Annotated in this window: 21 protein-coding genes; 13 read left to right on the top strand and 8 right to left on the bottom strand. The window is 71.6% G+C overall.

Annotated elements, in window-relative coordinates:
* The 3 genes from CCN39_RS25490 to CCN39_RS25500 form a co-directional block, all read left to right on the top strand.
* Positions 1 to 1,212, top strand: a 1,212-nt coding sequence (locus CCN39_RS25490) for a 3'-5' exonuclease family protein (RefSeq protein ID WP_086846044.1), incomplete at its 5' end; no start/stop codon positions are given.
* Between the two features lie 10 nt (positions 1,213 to 1,222).
* A complete protein-coding gene (locus CCN39_RS25495; protein ID WP_086846046.1) occupies positions 1,223 to 1,774 on the top strand; it encodes a P-loop nucleotide/nucleoside kinase family protein in 552 nt (183 codons plus the stop codon).
* A 22-nt stretch (positions 1,775 to 1,796) separates the two neighbouring features.
* Positions 1,797 to 2,123: a DUF3024 domain-containing protein gene (locus CCN39_RS25500; protein ID WP_086846048.1), complete on the top strand. Its 327-nt coding sequence runs from the start codon at positions 1,797 to 1,799 to the stop codon at positions 2,121 to 2,123.
* Here CCN39_RS25500 and CCN39_RS25505 read toward each other — a convergent pair.
* Complete coding sequence (locus CCN39_RS25505; RefSeq protein WP_086846049.1) at positions 2,120 to 2,437, bottom strand: nucleotide pyrophosphohydrolase; 318 nt, start codon at positions 2,435 to 2,437, stop codon at positions 2,120 to 2,122. The two genes, CCN39_RS25500 and CCN39_RS25505, sit on opposite strands and share 4 nt — an antisense overlap.
* A 132-nt stretch (positions 2,438 to 2,569) precedes the next feature.
* On the opposite strand from CCN39_RS25505, the gene CCN39_RS25510 reads away from it, so the two are divergent.
* From CCN39_RS25510 to CCN39_RS25520, 3 genes are all read left to right on the top strand, one after another.
* On the top strand, positions 2,570 to 3,490 hold the full coding sequence (locus CCN39_RS25510) for a nitrate- and nitrite sensing domain-containing protein (RefSeq protein ID WP_086846051.1): 921 nt from the start codon (positions 2,570 to 2,572) through the stop codon (positions 3,488 to 3,490).
* A gap of 88 nt (positions 3,491 to 3,578) precedes the next feature.
* Positions 3,579 to 4,904, top strand: a complete 1,326-nt coding sequence (locus CCN39_RS25515) for a DUF6880 family protein (protein WP_341867711.1) — start codon at positions 3,579 to 3,581, stop codon at positions 4,902 to 4,904.
* Positions 4,905 to 5,069: 165 nt separating this feature from the next.
* A complete protein-coding gene (locus CCN39_RS25520) occupies positions 5,070 to 6,578 on the top strand; it encodes a hypothetical protein (protein ID WP_086846055.1) in 1,509 nt (502 codons plus the stop codon).
* Between the two features lie 3 nt (positions 6,579 to 6,581).
* On the opposite strand, the gene CCN39_RS50775 is transcribed toward CCN39_RS25520, so the two are convergent.
* From CCN39_RS50775 to CCN39_RS25530, 3 genes are all read right to left on the bottom strand, one after another.
* Positions 6,582 to 6,737 carry a hypothetical protein gene (locus tag CCN39_RS50775; RefSeq protein ID WP_167455174.1) on the bottom strand — a complete coding sequence of 52 codons (156 nt, stop codon included), beginning with the start codon at positions 6,735 to 6,737 and terminating at the stop codon, positions 6,582 to 6,584.
* Between the two features lie 219 nt (positions 6,738 to 6,956).
* Positions 6,957 to 7,889, bottom strand: coding sequence for a type I pantothenate kinase (gene coaA / locus CCN39_RS25525; RefSeq protein WP_086846057.1), 933 nt, complete (start codon positions 7,887 to 7,889; stop codon positions 6,957 to 6,959).
* 114 nt (positions 7,890 to 8,003) lie between these two features.
* Positions 8,004 to 8,624, bottom strand: coding sequence for a macro domain-containing protein (locus CCN39_RS25530; protein WP_086846059.1), 621 nt, complete (start codon positions 8,622 to 8,624; stop codon positions 8,004 to 8,006).
* Between the two features lie 98 nt (positions 8,625 to 8,722).
* Between CCN39_RS25530 and pheA the strand changes: the two genes are divergently transcribed.
* From pheA to CCN39_RS25545, 3 genes are all read left to right on the top strand, one after another.
* Positions 8,723 to 9,631 carry a prephenate dehydratase gene (pheA, locus tag CCN39_RS25535; RefSeq protein ID WP_086846061.1) on the top strand — a complete coding sequence of 303 codons (909 nt, stop codon included), beginning with the start codon at positions 8,723 to 8,725 and terminating at the stop codon, positions 9,629 to 9,631.
* A complete protein-coding gene (locus CCN39_RS25540) occupies positions 9,628 to 10,245 on the top strand; it encodes a histidine phosphatase family protein (RefSeq protein ID WP_086846063.1) in 618 nt (205 codons plus the stop codon). Before pheA ends, CCN39_RS25540 begins: the two co-directional genes overlap by 4 nt.
* Positions 10,246 to 10,362: 117 nt before the next feature.
* Entirely contained in the window at positions 10,363 to 10,995 is a 633-nt protein-coding gene (locus CCN39_RS25545) for a DUF4232 domain-containing protein (protein WP_086846065.1), read from the top strand.
* Here CCN39_RS25545 and CCN39_RS25550 read toward each other — a convergent pair.
* The 4 genes from CCN39_RS25550 to CCN39_RS25565 form a co-directional block, all read right to left on the bottom strand.
* The gene (locus CCN39_RS25550; protein ID WP_086846067.1) at positions 10,992 to 11,468 is read right to left on the bottom strand and encodes a hypothetical protein; all 477 of its coding nucleotides are present in this window, start codon (positions 11,466 to 11,468) and stop codon (positions 10,992 to 10,994) included. The genes CCN39_RS25545 and CCN39_RS25550 overlap by 4 nt on opposite strands.
* A 39-nt stretch (positions 11,469 to 11,507) precedes the next feature.
* Complete coding sequence (locus CCN39_RS25555) at positions 11,508 to 12,755, bottom strand: MFS transporter (RefSeq protein ID WP_086846069.1); 1,248 nt, start codon at positions 12,753 to 12,755, stop codon at positions 11,508 to 11,510.
* A gap of 100 nt (positions 12,756 to 12,855) precedes the next feature.
* The gene (locus CCN39_RS25560) at positions 12,856 to 13,206 is read right to left on the bottom strand and encodes a metallopeptidase family protein (RefSeq protein ID WP_086846070.1); all 351 of its coding nucleotides are present in this window, start codon (positions 13,204 to 13,206) and stop codon (positions 12,856 to 12,858) included.
* On the bottom strand, positions 13,206 to 14,234 hold the full coding sequence (locus tag CCN39_RS25565) for a septum formation family protein (protein ID WP_086846072.1): 1,029 nt from the start codon (positions 14,232 to 14,234) through the stop codon (positions 13,206 to 13,208). The genes CCN39_RS25560 and CCN39_RS25565 overlap by 1 nt, the downstream gene beginning before the upstream one ends.
* Positions 14,235 to 14,328: 94 nt before the next feature.
* On the opposite strand from CCN39_RS25565, the gene CCN39_RS25570 reads away from it, so the two are divergent.
* From CCN39_RS25570 to CCN39_RS25585, 4 genes are read left to right on the top strand one after another with little or no spacing between them, the layout of a single operon-like run.
* A complete protein-coding gene (locus CCN39_RS25570; RefSeq protein ID WP_244211001.1) occupies positions 14,329 to 14,931 on the top strand; it encodes a hypothetical protein in 603 nt (200 codons plus the stop codon).
* The gene (locus CCN39_RS25575; protein WP_086846076.1) at positions 14,932 to 16,098 is read left to right on the top strand and encodes a glutathionylspermidine synthase family protein; all 1,167 of its coding nucleotides are present in this window, start codon (positions 14,932 to 14,934) and stop codon (positions 16,096 to 16,098) included. It begins immediately after the preceding gene.
* 37 nt (positions 16,099 to 16,135) lie between these two features.
* Positions 16,136 to 16,588, top strand: coding sequence for a DUF350 domain-containing protein (locus CCN39_RS25580; protein WP_086846078.1), 453 nt, complete (start codon positions 16,136 to 16,138; stop codon positions 16,586 to 16,588).
* A 22-nt stretch (positions 16,589 to 16,610) separates the two neighbouring features.
* A complete protein-coding gene (locus tag CCN39_RS25585) occupies positions 16,611 to 17,516 on the top strand; it encodes a haloalkane dehalogenase (RefSeq protein WP_086846080.1) in 906 nt (301 codons plus the stop codon).
* The last annotated feature ends 423 nt before the right edge of the window (positions 17,517 to 17,939 follow it).

Raw genomic sequence — 17,939 nt, forward strand, 5'->3', positions numbered from 1 at the left:
GTGGACCCCGGGCCCGGGGTGCCGCTCGGCCCGGCCCTCGTGCACGGCATCACGCGGGGCGAACTCGACGGCGCGCCGTCGTTCGGCGAGGTGCTGGGCCCGCTGCTCGACCTCTGCGCCGGCAGCGTGATCGTGGCGCCCGACCCCGCCTTCGCCGGGGCCTTCCTCGACCGCGAGATCGGTGCCCTCGGCGTCCGGATGCCCGTCCTGCCGGGCGTTTCGACGACGGCGGCCGCCCGGTCGGTGCTGCGGCTGCCCAACTACCGGACGGCCACCGTGGCGCACGCGCTCGGGGTGCCCACCGGGCCTTCGGCGTTGTCGGGAGCGCGGGCGATCGCGCGGCTGGCGACCGTCCTGTTCGGGCGGTACGGCCGCACGTTCGCGGCTCCGCCGGTCTTCCCCGCCCTGCCGCGGTTCGCCGGCGGCCGGCTGCTTCCCCGCGCCGAGGAGATTCCCGCGGAGCCGGGGTGGATGGCCGAGGCCGTCGAGCGCATCCCCGACGGCGGGGCCGGGAACGTCTACCTGGACCTGCTCGCCGGAGTCGTCGCCGATCAGCACCTGACGCCCGATGAGGTGACGGCGTTGGCCGCGTCGGCGAGCGAGGCCGGGTTGTCCGAAGCGCAGGTCCGGTCGACGCACGAACAGCTCGTGACCGCGCTGCGGGAGATCGCGGAACGGGACGGCGTCGTGACCGCGACGGAAGCGCGCGAGCTGCGGCAGGTGGCGACCGCGCTCGGTGTCCCCGGTGCCGGTGACCTGCGGCCCGCCGCCGGCGGGAAACCGACCCGGGTGCTGGTGCTCGGCACCGGCGTGGCGGCGGACCGGCTGCGGGCCCGCGTTCTCGCCGAGGGCGTCCAGCTGGCCAAGAAGCTGACCGCGAGCGTCACCCACCTGGTGGCCGACGAGACCGTGCCCGCCGACGAGCCCCGGCTGACGCGGGCCGCCGAGCTGGGTGCCGTCCTGCTCGACGTCGGCGCCGCACCGGTCGCGCTCGGGTTCGAACCGCCGCCCGCCCGGCCGGCCGTGGCGTCCGCCGTGCCGTCGAAGCTCGTCGGCGGGCGGATCCTGATGGGGCTCGGACTGCTGCTGATGTTCTTCGTCGTCGTCGCGATGTTCGGGGGAACGCCGGTGGGCGCCGGGATCTTCTTCGCCCTGTTCGGGGTGGGTGCCCTGCTCGGCGGCTGGTGGCTCGCCGAGCCCGCGGCGCGCTAGCCTCGGTGCGGTGCCACGACTGATCCACCTGAACGGGCCGTCCGGGATCGGGAAGTCCACGATCGCGCAGGCCTACGCCGAGCAGCACCCCGGCGTGCTGAACCTCGACACCGACCGGGTCGTCTGCCTGATCGGGGGCTGGCGGGACACCTTCTTCGAGACCTTCAAGGCCGCGCAGCTGCTCGCGCTCGCCATGGCCGAGACGCACCTGCGGACCGGGCACGACGTCGTCATGCCGCAGCTCGCCACCCGGGTCGTCGACGTCCGGCCGTTCGAGGCCGCGGCGGAGAAGTGCCGGGCCGAATACCGGGAAATCCTGCTCACCGCCGAAAAATCCGTCGCCTGCGGGCGGTTCGTCGAGCGGGCCGCGACCGGCGACGCGGCGACCAGGGGCATCGACGACGTCCTCCGGGAACGCGGGGGCACCGCCGTCGTCGAGCGGATCCACGACCAGCTCACCGCCTACCTGCCGCAGCGGCCGAGCTGCGCCGTCGTGCGGACCGACGGGTGCTCGGCCCGGGACACCTACGCCGCCGTGCTCGCCCACCTGCGCGCCGGCTGAGCCGGTCCGGTTCACTGGACTCATGGCAATTCCGGAGCTCGCGCTGCGGCAGATCGAACGGTGGTGCGCGCAGCGCGTCCCCGAGCACCTCCAGGACCGGGTCCGGGTCGAGTGCCGGACGCGGGGCCGCGCGGTCACCATCGTCGAACGCCGCGCGCCGCAGGCCGGGCCCGACTGGAGCGAGCAGGAGATCGCGCAGCTGCGGTTCGACGAGTTCGGCATCTGGTCGGTGTGGTGGGCCGATCGGGACGGGCAGTGGCTGAGCCACCCGGACGGGCCGGTCGCCAGCACGCCGCCCGCGCTGCTCGCCGAGATCGACCGCGACCCCGGCGGGGTGTTCTGGGGCTAGGCGGGCGGGGGGAACCGGACCTCGTTGCGGTCGATCTTCGCGTGGGCCGCCGCGGCCAGGTCGACGCCGAGGCGGTCGGCCAGCTGCAGCAGGTACAGCGTGACGTCCGCGATCTCGTCGAGCACCTTCCCCTCCAGCGCCGGATCCGCGCGCCACGCGTCGGACTCCTCGGGCGTGAGCCACTGGAACAGCGAGGTCAGCTCGCCGACCTCGCCGGAAAGGGCCATCACGAGGTTCTTCGGGGTGTGGTAGGGCTCCCAGGCGCGGGCCGCCGCGAAGCCGCGCAGGCGCTGGGTCACGTCGTCGAAGTTCACCGGTTGATTATCCCGGCGGTCACGGTGCGCTAACGGCCGTATGGCGGACTGGCGTTGACCGGTGAATCTCTCACTCAATAGGTTGAACTTCGTCGGGATTGTTGCGGGGACCAAGGCTGGGAAGGGAACGTCTTGAAGTACCTGCGATCCGTCCGCGGCCGCATGCTGGGCATCGCGTTCATCCCCGGCGGCGCGCTCGTCGCCGTGGCTGTCGTGATCGCGATTCTCCTGATCCACCAAGCGGTTCGGACCCGGGACATGGCCGTGGAGACGGCGGCCGCCGCGGATCGGACGGCCCGCGCGGTGGTCGCGTTGCAAGCCGAGCGGAGCGCGGCGATGGCCGCGCCCGAACAGCGCAGCGCCGCGTACGCGACGTACACCCAGCGGATCGAGTCCGCCATCGCCGGCCTGCGCGACTACGCGCGCCACGCCCCGGACGCCGAGTCCGCCTACCAGCAGGCGACCGCCGTCGAGCTGCTTTCCGTCGCCGAGGGCATGGATCGCTCCGATTCCCTCGCCCTGGCCGGGCTGGACAACGTGACGCGGGGGTCGTTCACCTCCGCCGTCGCCTCCTACCGGGCCGACCTGGCCCGGGTCGTCCCGCAGCTCACCGAGAGTGGCCGGATGGCGTACGAATCGCTTACGCGTAGCGCCGAATGGAGCAGGCTGGCGGCCGCCGAGAACGCTTTCACCGCCGCCGAACCTCTTCCGGTCCCGGAGCCCACGTGGCGGAACGCCGCCTACGCCGTGTCCGCCCAGCTCGGCCTGCTGTACACGCAGCAGAGCCAGTACGCCGTGCAGCTGACGCTCGACGACGGCCGCCGCACCCTCGCCGGTGCCCTCGCGGCGGGGACGGCGCTCCTGCTGTTCGCCGGGCTGCTGATGGTGGTGGTCCGGCGGCTCGTGGCGCGGGTTCCGGTGCCGGTCGTCCCGATCATGGTGCCGACCGCCCACCCGGCCATCCCGCGACCCCGCCACGCACGGTCACGAAGGCCGGGCCTGCCGGATCCCTGGCCGCTGAAAGCCGTGTTCGACGACTTGCGCCGCCAGTGAGAAGCTCACTCATGGTCACTGATTACTCCGAAAAGAGCACGCGGTTGGCCCACACGCGTGCCGACGGCCTTCGGGCAGACTGGTGCGCGTGAGTCCCCCCTCGGATCTCCGCCCCTACCTGCGCACTTTGGACGCGGAGACGCTGGCGGACCTGCTCCACGCCCAAGCCGAGCGCGATCCCGAGCTGCGGCACTCGCTCGAACTGCGCGCCGCCACCCAATCCGGTGACGTCAGCGAGGCGCACCGGCTGCTGGACACCGCGGTCACCGACGGGAACGTCGAGTACACCGCGAAGATCGGCGCGGTCCTCGACACGCTGCAGCGGATGCTCGACGCCGGCAGCCGCGCCGACCTGGCCCCGCTGGCCCGGCGCACGGTCGACGACATCAGCGAGGTGCTGGAGCAGTCCGGCGACCACGCCGGTGACCTCGCCGACCGGCTGGACCGGGCCGTGGAGCTGTACGCCCGCGCGTGCGCCGCCCGGCCGCCGGACCCGGAGAAGCTGGCCGACTGGATCCTCGAGGTCGAGTTCGACGGCCCCGGCCGCCCGGTGATCGACCTCGCCGAGTTCGCGACCGCGCTCGGCGAGCCGGGGCTCAAGCGGATCAAGTCCACTGTGGACGACGTGCTCGCGGCGAACGGGCCGGGCCACCGCCGCGACGTGGCCGAACGGCTGCGGGAGCAGCTGGCCGAGGTGCTCGGCGACGTCGACGAGCTGGTGGCGATCCTGTCGGCCAAGCCGCCGCGCGTGGACGTCAGCCTCAAGATCGTCCGGGTGCTGCGGGCCGCCGGGCGCCACAGCGAGGCCATCGCGCACGCCGCCCGCGCGCTCACCCACGACAAGCAGCCGCCGGCACCGGAGCCGGAAAGCGCAACCTCCCGCCGGCGCAAGGACTTCGACGCCAAGCCGGGTGCCGAGACGTTCGCGGCCCTGCGCGAGGCCGCGACCCACGACGGGAAGTGGACGGTCCAGCGCCGGGAAGCGCTCGCTCGCCTGCGCGAACGTGCCGCCGAGGGCATCGAGCAGGCCGACGAGCTCGTCCGCGTCCTGCTCGACGACGGCCGTCCCGACGAAGCCTGGCGAGCTTGTGTCCGGTTCGGCGCGTCCGCGGAGCTCAAGCTCGAACTGGCGGAACAGCGGGCGGCCGAGCACCCGGCCGAGACGATCCCGGTCTTCCGCGACCACGTCGACGAGTTGATCGAGCGCAAGGACCCGCAGGCCTACCAGGAAGCCGCCCGCCGGCTGAAGCTGTTGCGCACCTTGCACAAGCGCGCCGGGACACCGGACGAATTCACCGCTTACCTGGCCGCGCTGGTGGAAAACCACCGGCGGAAAACCCGGCTGATCACGGAAATCCGGGCCGCCAGGATCGCCATGCCGAAACCCGTAACCTCCCCGCGCAGCCCTCGTTGACCCGGGAGAACCGGTGATACACGTGCACCGGGACATCGTGAGCGCGCCAAGGCGTCGCGGTGGCCCAGTTCCGCCCTCCGGCTCGGCGCCTCCCCGTCGAGCATGCGGCGGGACCCGCGCCAGGGCCACCGCGACCCGCTCGCGGTGAAGTGAAAGCATGAGGCCATGAGCCCGGTCAGTCGCGCCCGCAAGAGGCAGCCGCAGCCCGTCACGCACAGTGTGACCGGCTTGTTCAAGGACGTCCTGAACGACTTTTCGGCGCTGGGTGCCGACCCCGCGCCGGTCGACGTCGAACTGCTCGCCTCCGAGGTGCTCGGCCAGTTCCGCGACCTGCCCGTCGAGGACGGCGAAGAGCCGCTCGGCCTGGAGCTCATCGCTTTCGCGCAGCGCAAGATCACCCCCGGCGCCGCCGCGCTGCTGGCCGCGCTGAAGGTCGTCGCCGAGACCGACGTCGAGCGCAAGGCCGCCGACGCCGGGCTGCAGGTCGTCCTCGGCCGCGGCATCCCCGAGCCCACCTTCGCCGCCGGGCTGGGCCAGGTCACCGCCGGCGAGTGCTGGCGGACCGGGGACGTCTACGGCGACGAGTCGTCCCTGCTCTGCGTCTTCTCCCACGGCGACCAGGCGTACGGCCTGCTCGCGCTGCTCGACTTCACCGAGGCCGGCCGGGTGCGGGACCTCGTCGTGATCGACCAGCCCGCCGATGTTCTCGCCGAGATGCGGGAGCAGTCCGACGCCGACCCGGAACTGGTCGTCTTCGAGGCCGTCGACCCCGCCGAAGCCCACCGCCTGATCGCGGACGGCCTCGCCGCCACCGACCACCTCGACGAGGCCGACGTCAGCGAGGACTACGCGCGCTTCCACGCGGTCGCGCTCACCTGGTGCCGCGCGCTGCCGGAGCCGGCGCTCGTGCCCGAGGTGGCCGAGTGGTCCGAGACCGAGCGCGCCGCCGTCGTCGAGCAGTTCGTCGCGGCGAGCGGTGAGGACGCCGACGCCGCCCGCGTGCTCGGCGGCCTGCTGCTGGAGCACGGCCTGCGCACCGACCCGGGCAACCCGCTGCGCGTCGGGCCGGAGAAGATCGCGCGGTTCCTCGAAGGGCTGCTCGGCGAGGAGTACGAGCTCGACGCCGACCACGAGGACGCCGTCGAGCCGGTCGTGCTGGCCTGGGTGCAGTGGACGGGCGAGCGGGCGCACCTGACCGAGACCGCGATCGCCGCCCTCGACGAAGCCGTCGCGGACTACCTCAGCGAGTACGCCGACGATGACGACTCCCCGCTGGAGCGCTACTTCGCCGACACCGCCGACCTGTCGCCGACCGAACTGGCCGACGCGCTGGAGCGCCGGATGTTCGCCGTGCCGTCGCTGACCACGGAGATCGAGGAGGAAGAGGTCGACCTCGACCCGACCGACCCCGACCAGCGCCGCGCGCTCGTGATCGCCGAGGCCGACGAGGACGAGGAAGAGCAGCGGCTGATCCTGCGCGCGACGATCGTCGACCAGCTGTGGGACAACGAGCCCGCCGAGGCTTGGCGGGCCGCCGAGCGCCTGCAGGAGGGCGAGCTCGACCGCGACGAAATCTTCGAGCAGCTGATCGACGCGCTGGAAAACAGCCTCATCGACGCGGAAAACCTCGAATACGACGCCGACGCCTACCTGGAGGCGCTGGCCGCGCTCTGACCGCTAGGGGAGGGGGCCCGCGGGTTCCGCGGGCTTCGCCTTGCGCCGGCGCTCCTGGATCCGGTCGTCGAAGTCGACGACGAACGTTCCGGCGGCCATCGCGAGCAGCAAGGCCAGACCGAGCACCGCACCGACCCACGTGAGGATCATCGTGAACATCGTGGGCCTCCTCCCCAGCTCAGAGCCGTTTTCCTGACTCCTTCAGGGTCGCTTTCACAAGCGACCGGGGGTATCGGCCAACCGGTTACGGCTGAACGGCCCGCCTCGGCCGAACGGCCGGTTTCCGGCGCGGAGAGTCGCGGGGCGGCAACGATTCGTGCCCGCCCACTCGCTCAGCGTCCGAATGCGCGGCATGTGGGTGACGGGCCGCGTGACCGGTCAGAGCTTGCGCAGCCGGACCCGGTTGATGGTGTGGTCGCAGTCCTTGCGCAGCACCAGCGTCGCCCGCGGCCGGGTCGGCTTGATGTTCTCCATCAGGTTCGGCTCGTTGATCGAGTGCCACAGGTGGCGCGCTTCGGCGCGGGCCTCGTCGTCGGGCAGGCCGGCGAAGTGGTGGAAGTGCGACGCCGGGTCCGCGAACGCCGTGTGCCGCAGCTCGAGGAACCGCTCGATGTACCAGCGCTGGATGTCGTCGGTGTGCGCGTCGACGTAGATCGAAAAGTCGAAGAGGTCGGACACCATCAGCCGCGGCCCCGGCTGCAGCACGTTCAGGCCTTCGACGATGAGGATGTCCGGCCGCTGCACCACCTGCTCCTGGCCGGGCAGGATGTCGTAGGCCAGGTGCGAGTACACCGGCGCGGCGACGCGCTCGGCGCCCGACTTGACCTCGGTGACGAACCGCAGCAGCGCCCGGCGGTCGTAGCTCTCCGGGAAGCCCTTGCGGTGCATGATCCCGCGCCGCATCAGCTCGGCGCGCGGGTACAGGAAGCCGTCGGTGGTGACCAGGTCGACGCGGGGGTGGTCCGGCCAGCGGGCGAGCAGTGTGCGCAGGATGCGGGCGGTGGTCGACTTGCCGACCGCCACGCTCCCGGCGATGCCGATCACGAACGGGACCTTCGTGCCGCGGGAGTCGTCACCGAGGAACGTCGTCGTCGCTTCGTAGAGCCGCTGGCGCGCGGCGACCTGGAGGTTGATCAGGCGGGACAGCGGCAGGTAGACGTCGGCCACCTCGGCCAGGTCGACCTGCTCGCCGAGGCCGCGCAGCCGCAGCAGCTCGGCCGCGGTCAGCGGCAGCGGAGTCGAGCTCCGCAGTTCTTTCCATTGTTCCCGGTGCAGCTCGACATACGGGCTGAGTTCGCGGACCCGGGTCATCGCACACTCCTCCGGCCGTCGCCTGCACTGGCGGACGTTCACCTGCGTGATTAACGGTAGGGCTTACGGCCGGTTAAAGCGCTGTGACGTAGTCCACCCTCCAACTGGGGTTGATCACCGAGCGTCACGATTTCCGAAGACTTCGGCCCACGCCGCGGCGACTTGCCGGGCGCAGGTCGCGGGGGCGATCCCGCCGACGCCGGTGCCGAGCCCCGGCATCGCGATCGTGTGCACGAACTCCCGCACCGGGCCGTGGTCGAGCCGGCCGTCGCGCCAGGTCAGGAACACCGCGCGGGCGGCGAGGTACGGGTGGACGGTGTCGGCGGGCAGCCGTTCGCCGGGCTCCCGCATGGTCGGCGCGCTGATCAGCCAGGCCGGCTCGGCTTCGCCGGTCGGCACCACGACGGCGTCGCCGATCGGCAGCTCACCGCCGTGGAAGGCCAGCACGGCGCTGCGGACGCTCTGCTCCACACCCGGGAACGCCTGCGCGTAGACGGCGTCGATGCCGCCGCGCATCCAGCCGTAGGAGTTGGCCGGGCTGACCACGGCCTGGGCGACGACGTCGAGCACCGACCCGCGGTGCACCCGGACCCGGCCGGCCAGCTTCTGCGCGGCGGCGGTCCAGGCATCGGCGAGTGGTTCATCGACGGCGCACAGCACCAGTTCCGGGGCGCGAGGGGCGAGCGGCGGCTTGGCGCCCTCACGTCCGGTGTGCGTGCCCGATTCGGCGGTCACGCCCTCAGCATCGCAAAAAATGCCACCCGGCGTAACCGGTTCCCGTACCGGCTGTCCGAGTGAATGTCGCCACGGTCGGCCCCCGTAGCCTGGGTGCTGTGTCACGGATCGCATACTTCGGCCCCCGAGGGACCTTCACCGAACAGGCCGCGCGGGTGCTCGCCGCCGGCGAAGAACTGATCCCGGTCGAGACCGTCCGGCTCGCGATGACCGCCGTCCGCGAGGGCGAGGCGGACGCGGCGTGCGTCCCCATCGAGAACTCGGTCGAAGGCGTGGTGCCGGCCACGCTGGACGGGTTCAGCGAGTCGTCCCCGCTGGTCGCCGTCGCCGAGACGATCCTGCCGGTCCACTTCACCGTGCTGACCCGGCCCGGTGGCGGGGAGATCCGGACCGTCGCCAGCCACCCCCACGCGCTGGCCCAGGTCCGCGAATGGCTCGACGCGAACCTGCCGGGCGTGCACGCGGTGGCGTCGTCGTCGACGTCGGCCGCCGCGGTCGGCGTGCTGGAGGGCGACTTCGACGCGGCGGTCTGCGCGCCGGTCGCGAACGAGCACTACCACCTCGAGGTCCTGGCCACCGAAGTCGCCGACGTCACCGACGCCGCGACGCGGTTCCTGCTGGTCCGCCGGCCGGGTGAGCTGCCGGAGCCGACGGGGGCCGACCGGACGTCCGTCGTGGCCGCGGCCGCGAACCGCACCGGCACGCTCGCCGAGCTGCTGACCGAGCTGGCCAGCCGCGGCATCAACCTGACCCGGCTCGACGCCCGGCCGACGCGCAACAACTTCGGCGAGTACCGCTTCTTCATCGACTTCGAAGGCCACGTCGCCGAGCCGCGGGTCCACGACGCGCTGACGGCGTTGCGCCGGCACTGCCGCAACCTGCGGTTCCTCGGCTCGCACCCGCGGGCCGACGGCACCCCCACCACGATCGAGACCGGCTTCGCCAACGAGGACTTCGTCGACGCGGCCGCGTGGGCCGACGCGGTGCGCAAGGGGGCCCAGGCGTGAGGCTGCTGCTGATCCGCCACGGGCAGACCGACGGGAACGTCCGCGGCGCGCTCGACACCGCCCTGCCCGGCCCGCCGCTGACCGACCTCGGCCGTCGGCAGGCGGACGCCCTCGCGGCGCGGCTGGCCGAGGAGCCGCTGGTCGCCGTCTACGCGTCCCAGGCGACGCGTGCCCAGCAGACAGCGGCGCCGCTGGCCGCGCGGTTCGCCATGGACGTGCAGGTCGTCGACGGCGTGCACGAGGTAGTCGCGGGTGACCTCGAAGGGGCGACGGACCACGCGTCGATCCGGACCTACATGGAGACGGTCCGGCGCTGGACGCTCGGCGAGCTGGCGCCGTCGCTGCCCGGCGGCGAGAGCGGCACGAGCGTGCGCGCCCGGATGCTGGACGCGGTCGGCCGGCTGCGCGCCAAGCACGAGCAGGCCGATCCGGACGGCGTGATCGCCCTGGTCAGCCACGGCGGCGCGATCCGGCTGTCCGCCGAGTGGCTGGCCCCGAACGTGCACGCGGACGTCGCCAACGCGGCGTTGATCCCGAACACCGGCCTGGTGGAGCTGGTGGCTGAGCCGGAGGGCCGGTGGCGGTGCCTGACCTGGGTCGACACCCCGCTCTGAAGATCCCTAAAGTGTGATTCCGTCACGTTTAGAACACGTCTGGTGGGGAATTTACGAAAGCAGCCAACCCGGCCGCGACCCGGTACGTCTACCCAGTAGCACCACACCAGGGAGGCGATTGACATGAAGCTTTCACGGTTGTTCCCGGTCGTCGCGGCCTCGGCGGGCGTCCTCGCGCTCTCCGCCTGCGGCGGTGGCGGCACCACGAACGCGGCGAGCAGCTCGACGCCGTCGAGCTCGCCGACGGCCACCACCACGGTCACCACCGCCACGTCGAGCCCCACTTCGACGCCGGCCGCGCCGCCGGTCGCCCAGCCCGCGGACAACGGGCTGTGCAAGTCCGGGGACGTCAAGCTCTCGCTCGGCCAGGGCGACGCGGGTGCCGGCTCGGTGTTCCGGCCGCTGCTCATCACGAACTCCAGCGCGAAGCCCTGCACCATCCAGGGGTTCCCCGGCGTGTCCTACGTGGCCGGTGCGGACGGGCACCAGGTCGGCAAGGACGCCTTCCGCGAAGGCACCAAGGGCAACGCCGTCAAGCTGAACCCGGGCCAGACCGCGGCCGCCGACATCCAGTTCGTCAACGTGCAGAACTTCGACCCGGGCACCTGCCAGCCGACGCCGGTCAAGGGCCTGCGCATCTACCTGCCGCAGGAGACCGCGTCGAACTTCGTGCCGAGTGACGGCACCGGGTGCGCGAGCACGAAGATCCCCGGCAACCAGCTCGCCGTGAAGACCGTCCACCCCGCTTAAATGCGGCCGCAGATCTCCTTGGCCTCGGTGAGGTGCCGCTGGCCGGAGATGTCGTTGAAGTGCAGGCTCAGCACCATCCGGCTGACGCCGTCGATGTGGTCGGCCAGCGGCTGGTAGTTGGCGTTCAGCTGGGAGGCGGCCGCGGACAGCTCGCGGGCGGCCACCATCCGGTGCAGCCGCTCTCCGCTGAGGGCGGGGGTCAGCGACGGCTGCGCGTCCCGGCTCGTGTCGGGCAGCTCGCCCACGCGGTCGAGCGCCTGGCACGCCGCGACGGCGTCTTCGAGCGCGCCGGCGTGCACGCCGGACAGCCCCCACAGGAGCCCGAGCACGCTGCCGCCCAGCACGAACCCGGCCACCGCGGACAGCACGAGCAACCGGCGTGACGGCGGCGGTGGCTTGACCTCGGTCTCCTCCGAAGACTCGGCGAAATCGGGATCGGCGTCGGTGCCGGTCCCCGGGTCCACGGTGTGCATGACTGCCTCCTCACCACCTGGGTGAGGAGCTATTTCAGCTCACAAACCCGGGTCGTGGTGCGTCAGCGCCGTGGCTGAGTCCGATTTGTCACCGAGGGGGAAGCGCCGCAGCGCGCCGAACGCGAACGCGGCGATCACCAGCATCGCCACGCCGGACACGGCGAACGTCCGCGCGGCCGAGCCGAGCCGCTCGGTCAGCACGCCGCCCAGCAGCGCGCCGAGCGGGATCGCGCCCCAGACGACCGTGCGCCACACCCCGAGCACCCGGCCGAGCAGTTCGCCGGGCACGAGCGTGTGCCGGGCCGTCGCGAGCACGACGTTCACCGCCACCACCGCCGCCGCGAACAGCCCGAACAGCGCCGCGCCCGCGACCGGCGAGCGCACCAGGCCCATCCCGCCGAACCCGAGGCCGCAGCAGGCGATCCCGCCGGCGACGACCGGGAGTCGTCCGGTCGCCCGCACCAGCCGCGGGGCGACACCCGCGCCGAGCAGGCCGCCGATCCCGCCGACGAAGGCGAAGAACCCGAAGGTCGCGTCGGACAGGTGGAGGTCCTCGAGCGCGTACAGCACCAGCTGTGCCTGCGCGAGCTCGCTGACCAGGCTGAGCAGCCCGGCGACGACGACCAGCCGCAGCAGCAGCGGGTGCCTGCGCAGCCAGCGCAGGCCGTCGGCGAGCTCGGTGCGGAGTTTCGCCGGCTCGACCGGCTTCTCCGCCTTCGCGCGGTAGGTGCCCGCCAACCCGAGCAGCACCGCCGCCGCGATCGCGAAGCCGGCCGAGTTGAGGATGAACGGGAAGGCGGCGAAGAGGGCGAACGTCAGGCTGCCGACCGGGCCGCCGAGGAACGTCTGCCCGACGATCTCGCAGGCCTGCAGCTTGCTGTTGGCCGCGTCGAGCGAGCCGTCGCCGACGACGGCCGGGATCAGCGCGTTCGCCGCGCTGTCCGCGATCGTCTCGGCCGTCCCGATGATCAGCGCGGTCAGGTAGATCAGCCAGATGGTCATGCCGCCGGCGGCGACGAGCACGGCCAGCGCGCCGACCGCGGCGGCCCGGGCGGTGTTCGCGACGATCATCGCGCGCCGCCGGTCGATCCGGTCGACCAGCGCGCCGGCGACCGCGGCGAACAGCAGCCAAGGCAGGAACTGGGTGGCGGACAGGCCGGCGATGAGCACCGGATCGCGGGTCAGCGTCGTGGCCAGCAGGGGCAGGGCCACCTTGCCGATGCCGTCCCCCAGGTGGGACGCCGCGCTCGACGTCAGCAGCCACGTGAGTCTTCGGGCGTTGTCCATCGGGGCCCCCGGCACTTTTCGCAGTCACCCAATGACTTCGGGTAACAGGATAAGGGTGCCGTCACCCGATCGTGGTCACAGTGCCACTACTGGCGCGCGGTCAACCCCAGCCGAGCTCGTGCAGCCGGGCGTCGTCGATGCCGAAGTGGTGGCCCAGCTCGTGCACGACGGTGATCAGGACCTCCTCGACGACCTCGTCCTCGTCCTCGCACATGGAGAGGATCGGCTGCCGGTAGATCGAGATCCGGTCGGGCAGCACCCCGCCGTAGGACGACGTCCGCTCGGTCAGCGCGACGCCGTGGTAGAGCCCGAGGATGTCCGGCGCCTCGTCGTTGAACTCCTCGACGAGCACGACGACGTTGTCCATCGCGCGCGCGAACTCGGGCGGCACCTCGTCCAGGGCTTCGGAGACCAGTTCTTCGAACCGCGCCCGGCTCATCTCGACGGCCATCAGCCGTTCTGCTTCGTCGTCGGAGGGGCCGAGCTCGGGGTGGCCGGGCCACCGCCGCCGTCCGACGGCGGGCCGCCGTCCTGGGGCTGGCCGCCGTCCGCACCGGCCGGAGCGGCCTTGATGCTGCCGGTGACTGCCTGCAGGCCGCTCTTGTCGGGCAGCGCCGACGCCACCTTGCAGTTGACCTTGCTCGAGCCGGTGTCCCAGCTCTCCTGCTCCCGCAGGTCCCAGGTCAGGATCAGCTTCTTCGCGTCGAGGTCGGCGCCGCCGGTGTAGTCGGCCGCCGCCTTGTTGCACTCGGTGTCGAGCCAGGCCTTCTGGTCGTCCTGGGAGGGGTAGCCCTCCTTGAACTTCGACTTGAGGTCGAGGGTGGCGACGATCTCGTACGAGTGCGGCTTCGTGCAGTCGATCGGATCGCCGACGCCCTTGCCGAGCAGCGCCAGGCAGGTGCCCGGCTCGAAGACCAGCGACTGGTCCTGGTCCTTGGCCGGCCCGGTCGTCGGCAGCAGCTTGCCGCCGGGGCCCGCCCACTGCAGGCCGCACCGCAGCTGGCGGTCGCCGTCCTCCCACTGCGACGGCGTCGGGCGGAGCAGGTTCGTCGTGAGCTTGCCGTACGGGTCGAGCTTGTGCCCGAGGTACGGCTTCACGTCCGCGGTGCACTTCTGCTGCGCGATCTGCTGCCACTGGTCCAGCGACGGGACGGGCGCGCCCTCCGGGAACTGGGGGCCGATGTCCACCAGCGTGGTCACCTCGAACAGGTGCGGCTGGGTGCAGGCCACCTTGCGCGCGTCGCTCGCGTCCGGGTTGTCCCAGGTCAGGCAGCTGCCGGGCGGGGAGTGGAACGCCTCCTGGGCCGCCGCGGACAGCTTGCCGGCGCCGCCGCCGGACCCGCCGGTGATGCCGTCGCTCCACGAGAACACGACGCTGAGCGCGAGCGCGATGAGCGCGCCCGCGAAGATCCCGCCCATCACGACGCGGGTGCGCAATGTCTGGGTGGCGGTGGGGAACCGATCGGCGCTGGGAGACATCGCAGTCCATGATGCCCGCGCCGCGCATGACGTGCGCGGTCCGGGTGGTTAGGGTGGTCACGGTTTCGCGGTGGCCGGTGATTACGGAGCGCACATGACGCAGGACAACAATACTGGGGACCAGCCGCCCCCCGAGCCGCCGAAGCGCGGCTCGATGAGGTTCCAGGACCCGAACAACACCCAGGCTCGCCAGCCTTCGCTGGCCGAGCAGCGGGCTCGTCAGCAGGCGCTGGCCCAGGAGGAGCGCGACGAGGAACTGGCCCGCCAGGCCGACGCCAAGGCGGCGACGCGGCGCAAGATCCTGATCGGCAGCGGGGTCACGGTCGGGCTCGTCGGCCTGGTCGCCACGTTCTACACGGTGGCGAAGACCGAGAACGTCACGGCGGTCTGCACCGACAAGGACGGCGTCGTCGTCCAGAACGACGACTACTGCGACGACAACTACGTCACCAGCCACGGCGGCTACCACAGCGGTGGCTTCCTGTTCCTGCCGATCCCGGGCGGCGGCTACAACAGCTACCGCTACAACTACGGCGGCACCGGTGTGGTCGGCCAGCGGGTGGCCGGTGGCTCGTACGACGCGCCGTCGGCCCGCACGAACGTCACGACGAAGTCCGGCAAGTCCGTCCAGCGCGGCGGGTTCGGCATCAGCGGCAAGAGCGGCAGCGGCGGCAGCGGCAAGAGCGGGGGATCGTAGGTGTACCGGGACCGGCGGGAGCCGCGGCGCGACTGGCAGCGGATCGTCGAAGAGCAGGGGCTCGTCTACGGCACGCCGGCCCGCGACGCCAGCGGCCGGGTGCGGCCGTACTGGGACGAGTCCGTGCACTACGTCTTCGACATGGACGAGGTCCTCTCGGTCGAGGCCGACGTCGAACTGCTGCACTCGATGTGCCTGGAGGCCGTCGACAACGTCGTGACGACCGAGGGCTACCAGCGGTTCGGCATCCCCGAGTGGGTCTGGCCGCACATCGCCGAGTCGTGGAAGCGGCAGGACCCGCACGTCTACGGCCGGTTCGACCTGCGCTACGACGGCAAGTCGCCGGCGAAGCTGCTCGAGTACAACGCGGACACGCCGACCACGCTGCTGGAGGCGTCGCTGCTGCAGTGGCACTGGAAGACCGACGTCTTCCCGGACGACGACCAGTGGAACTCGATCCACGAGAAGCTCGTCGAGCGGTGGGCTTTCCTGCGGGACAAGCTGCCCTCCAACGAGCTGCACTTCACCTGGTCGGCGGCCGATCCGAGCGGTGAGGACAACGTCACCACGGCGTACCTGCAGGAGACGGCGGCCGAGGCCGGCCTCGACACGGTGGGCCTGGCGATCGAGGAGATCGGCTGGGACCCGGTGCTCAAGCGGTTCGTCGACCTCGAAGAGGCGCAGATGGCGACCGTGCTGAAGCTGTACCCGTGGGAGTGGGTGGTCGACGAGGAGTTCGGCCGCCACGCCGTCGAGTCGCTGCCGCGGACGCTGTGGATCGAGCCGCTCTGGAAGATGCTCCTCTCCAACAAGACGCTGCTGGCGATCCTGTGGGAGAACTACCCGGGCCACCCGAACCTGCTGCCCGCGTTCGCCGACGACCCGGGCCTGCTGACGGAGTACGTCCGCAAGCCGAAGCTGGGCCGTGAGGGCGCGAACGTCCAGATCGTCGCGACCGGCTACGAAACCCAGACCGACGGCGTGTACGGCGCGGAAGGCTTCGTCTACCAGGCGTTCGACCCCCTGCCCGAGTTCGACGGCTACCGGCCGGCGCTCGGCGCGTGGATCGTCGGCGACAGCTCGGCCGGGCTGGGCATCCGCGAAACGGGCGGCCTGGTGACCGACGACGGTGCCGCCTTCGTCCCACACCGCATCGTCGAGTCGTGATAAAACACCCCATCGCTGACCTTTCGGGAGAAAACTCGTGACCTCGACCCTTGCGCTGTCCGACACGTTCGGCTCCGACCTCGTGCGGGGGATCGGCGCGATCCTGCTGTACGGCGTCATCGGCCTGCTGCTGATGTTCGCCGGCTTCTGGGCGATCGACTGGACCACGCCGGGCAAGCTGTCGAAGCTGGTGACGCAGGGCCTGCCGAACGCGGTGATCGTGACCGCGTCCGGGCTCCTCGCGATGTCGTTCATCGTCGTCGTGGCGATCTTCAACTCGGCGAGCGACCTGACCGAGGGCCTGATCACGTCGCTGGTCTACGGATTGCTCGGGATCGTCGTCCAGGTGGTCGGGGTCCGGCTGCTGGAGTGGGCGACCCGCATCGACGTGGCCTCGACCATCGAGAGCGAGAAGTTCGCCCCGGTGAGCATCGTCGTCGCGGCGGCGCACCTCGGCCTGGGCCTCGTGGTGGCGGTCGGCATCTCCTGAGCATTCCCACTAGCGTGGGATCGTGCGCCTGCTGAGGACACCGGACGACCGGTTCACGGACCTGCCCGATTTTTCGTACGAGCCCCGCTACGCCGAGCTGGCGGATCCGCACGGCGGCCGGATCAGAGTGGGGTACGTCGAGACGGGCCCGGCGGACGGCCCGGTGGTGCTCCTGCTGCACGGAGAGCCGAGCTGGTCGTTCCTGTACCGCAAGATGCTGCCGGTACTGGCGGCGGCGGGCCTGCGGGCGATCGCGCCGGACCTGGTCGGCTTCGGCCGCTCGGACAAGCCGGCCGACCTGGCCGACCACTCGTACGCCCGGCACGTCGCCTGGATGAGCGGCTTCGCGTTCGACGCACTGGACCTGCGGGACGTGACCCTGGTCGGCCAGGACTGGGGTGGCCTGATCGGCCTGCGCCTGGTGGCGGCGGAGCCATCCCGGTTCGCCCGGGTGGTGGCATCGAACACGGGCCTGCCGACCGGCGACGTCGACATGCCGCAGGTGTGGCATTCGTTCCGCGAGGCGATCCAGAAGGCCCCGGTCCTGGACATCGGCCGCTCGGTACAGGCGGGCTGCCGATCGACGCTGTCCCCCGAGATCAGGGCGGCGTACGACGCACCGTTCCCGAACGAGACGTACAAGGCGGGACCGCGGGCAATGCCCGGCCTGGTGCCCTACCGCCCGGACGACCCGGCATCGGAGGCGAACCGGGCGGCGTGGAAGACGCTGACGGAACTGGAGATCCCATTCCTGGTGGCCTTCTCCGACGGCGACCCGATAACGGGAGGGATGGCCCCAATCCTGCGGAGCGCAATGAGGGGCGCACAGGGCCTGGAGCACCCGGTGATCGCGGGAGCAGGACACTTCCTGCAGGAGGACAAGGGCGAAGAGCTGGCCGACCAAGTGGCACGCTTCACCCGCGGATGAGCTGAGCAGCCCCCGATTTCGACACTACCGGAGGGCACCGACGAAATGGGTGCCTGCACGGGAGTTGTCCACAGGCCACAGACAAACCGCCGGCCGGGGGAGCAAGCCGACCATCGACGTCACCAGGCCTCCCCCGCCCCTCGTCCCAGCCTGCACTTCAGTCGACGACCGGGTTTGTCAAGGCACGCTTTCCCGCCTTGACAAACCCGGGCGGCGACTGAGACTCCTCCCGGAGGGGCGGGGGAGGTCGGATCCGCTCTATCACGGCAGAGTGGTTCTGCCGCGGCAGAAGAACCCCCTCTGCCGCGGCAGAACCAGTCCGCCACGGCAGAAAAACAAAAGACTGTCCTCGCCGGACGGGCAGGCTCTGGGATGGCCCGCGCTGTCCCCTCGCGTTGTCGAGGTGGGCCGCTGGGTGGTCAT

Origin of the sequence: Amycolatopsis kentuckyensis, from assembly GCF_002155975.1 — a bacterium.
Taxonomy (GTDB): domain Bacteria; phylum Actinomycetota; class Actinomycetes; order Mycobacteriales; family Pseudonocardiaceae; genus Amycolatopsis; species Amycolatopsis kentuckyensis.

Bases quoted from the DNA above. Each gene is read 5' to 3' on its own strand.
- CCN39_RS25565 (WP_086846072.1), bottom strand. From the start codon at position 14,234: ATGTCTCCCAGCGCCGATCGGTTCCCCACCGCCACCCAGACATTGCGC.
- CCN39_RS25500 (WP_086846048.1), top strand. From the start codon at position 1,797: ATGGCAATTCCGGAGCTCGCGCTGCGGCAGATCGAACGGTGGTGCGCG.
- CCN39_RS25560 (WP_086846070.1), bottom strand. From the start codon at position 13,206: ATGGCCGTCGAGATGAGCCGGGCGCGGTTCGAAGAACTGGTCTCCGAA.
- CCN39_RS25555 (WP_086846069.1), bottom strand. From the start codon at position 12,755: ATGGACAACGCCCGAAGACTCACGTGGCTGCTGACGTCGAGCGCGGCG.
- CCN39_RS50775 (WP_167455174.1), bottom strand. From the start codon at position 6,737: ATGTTCACGATGATCCTCACGTGGGTCGGTGCGGTGCTCGGTCTGGCC.
- CCN39_RS25570 (WP_244211001.1), top strand. From the start codon at position 14,329: ATGACGCAGGACAACAATACTGGGGACCAGCCGCCCCCCGAGCCGCCG.
- CCN39_RS25520 (WP_086846055.1), top strand. From the start codon at position 5,070: ATGAGCCCGGTCAGTCGCGCCCGCAAGAGGCAGCCGCAGCCCGTCACG.
- CCN39_RS25550 (WP_086846067.1), bottom strand. From the start codon at position 11,468: ATGCACACCGTGGACCCGGGGACCGGCACCGACGCCGATCCCGATTTC.
- coaA (WP_086846057.1), bottom strand. From the start codon at position 7,889: ATGACCCGGGTCCGCGAACTCAGCCCGTATGTCGAGCTGCACCGGGAA.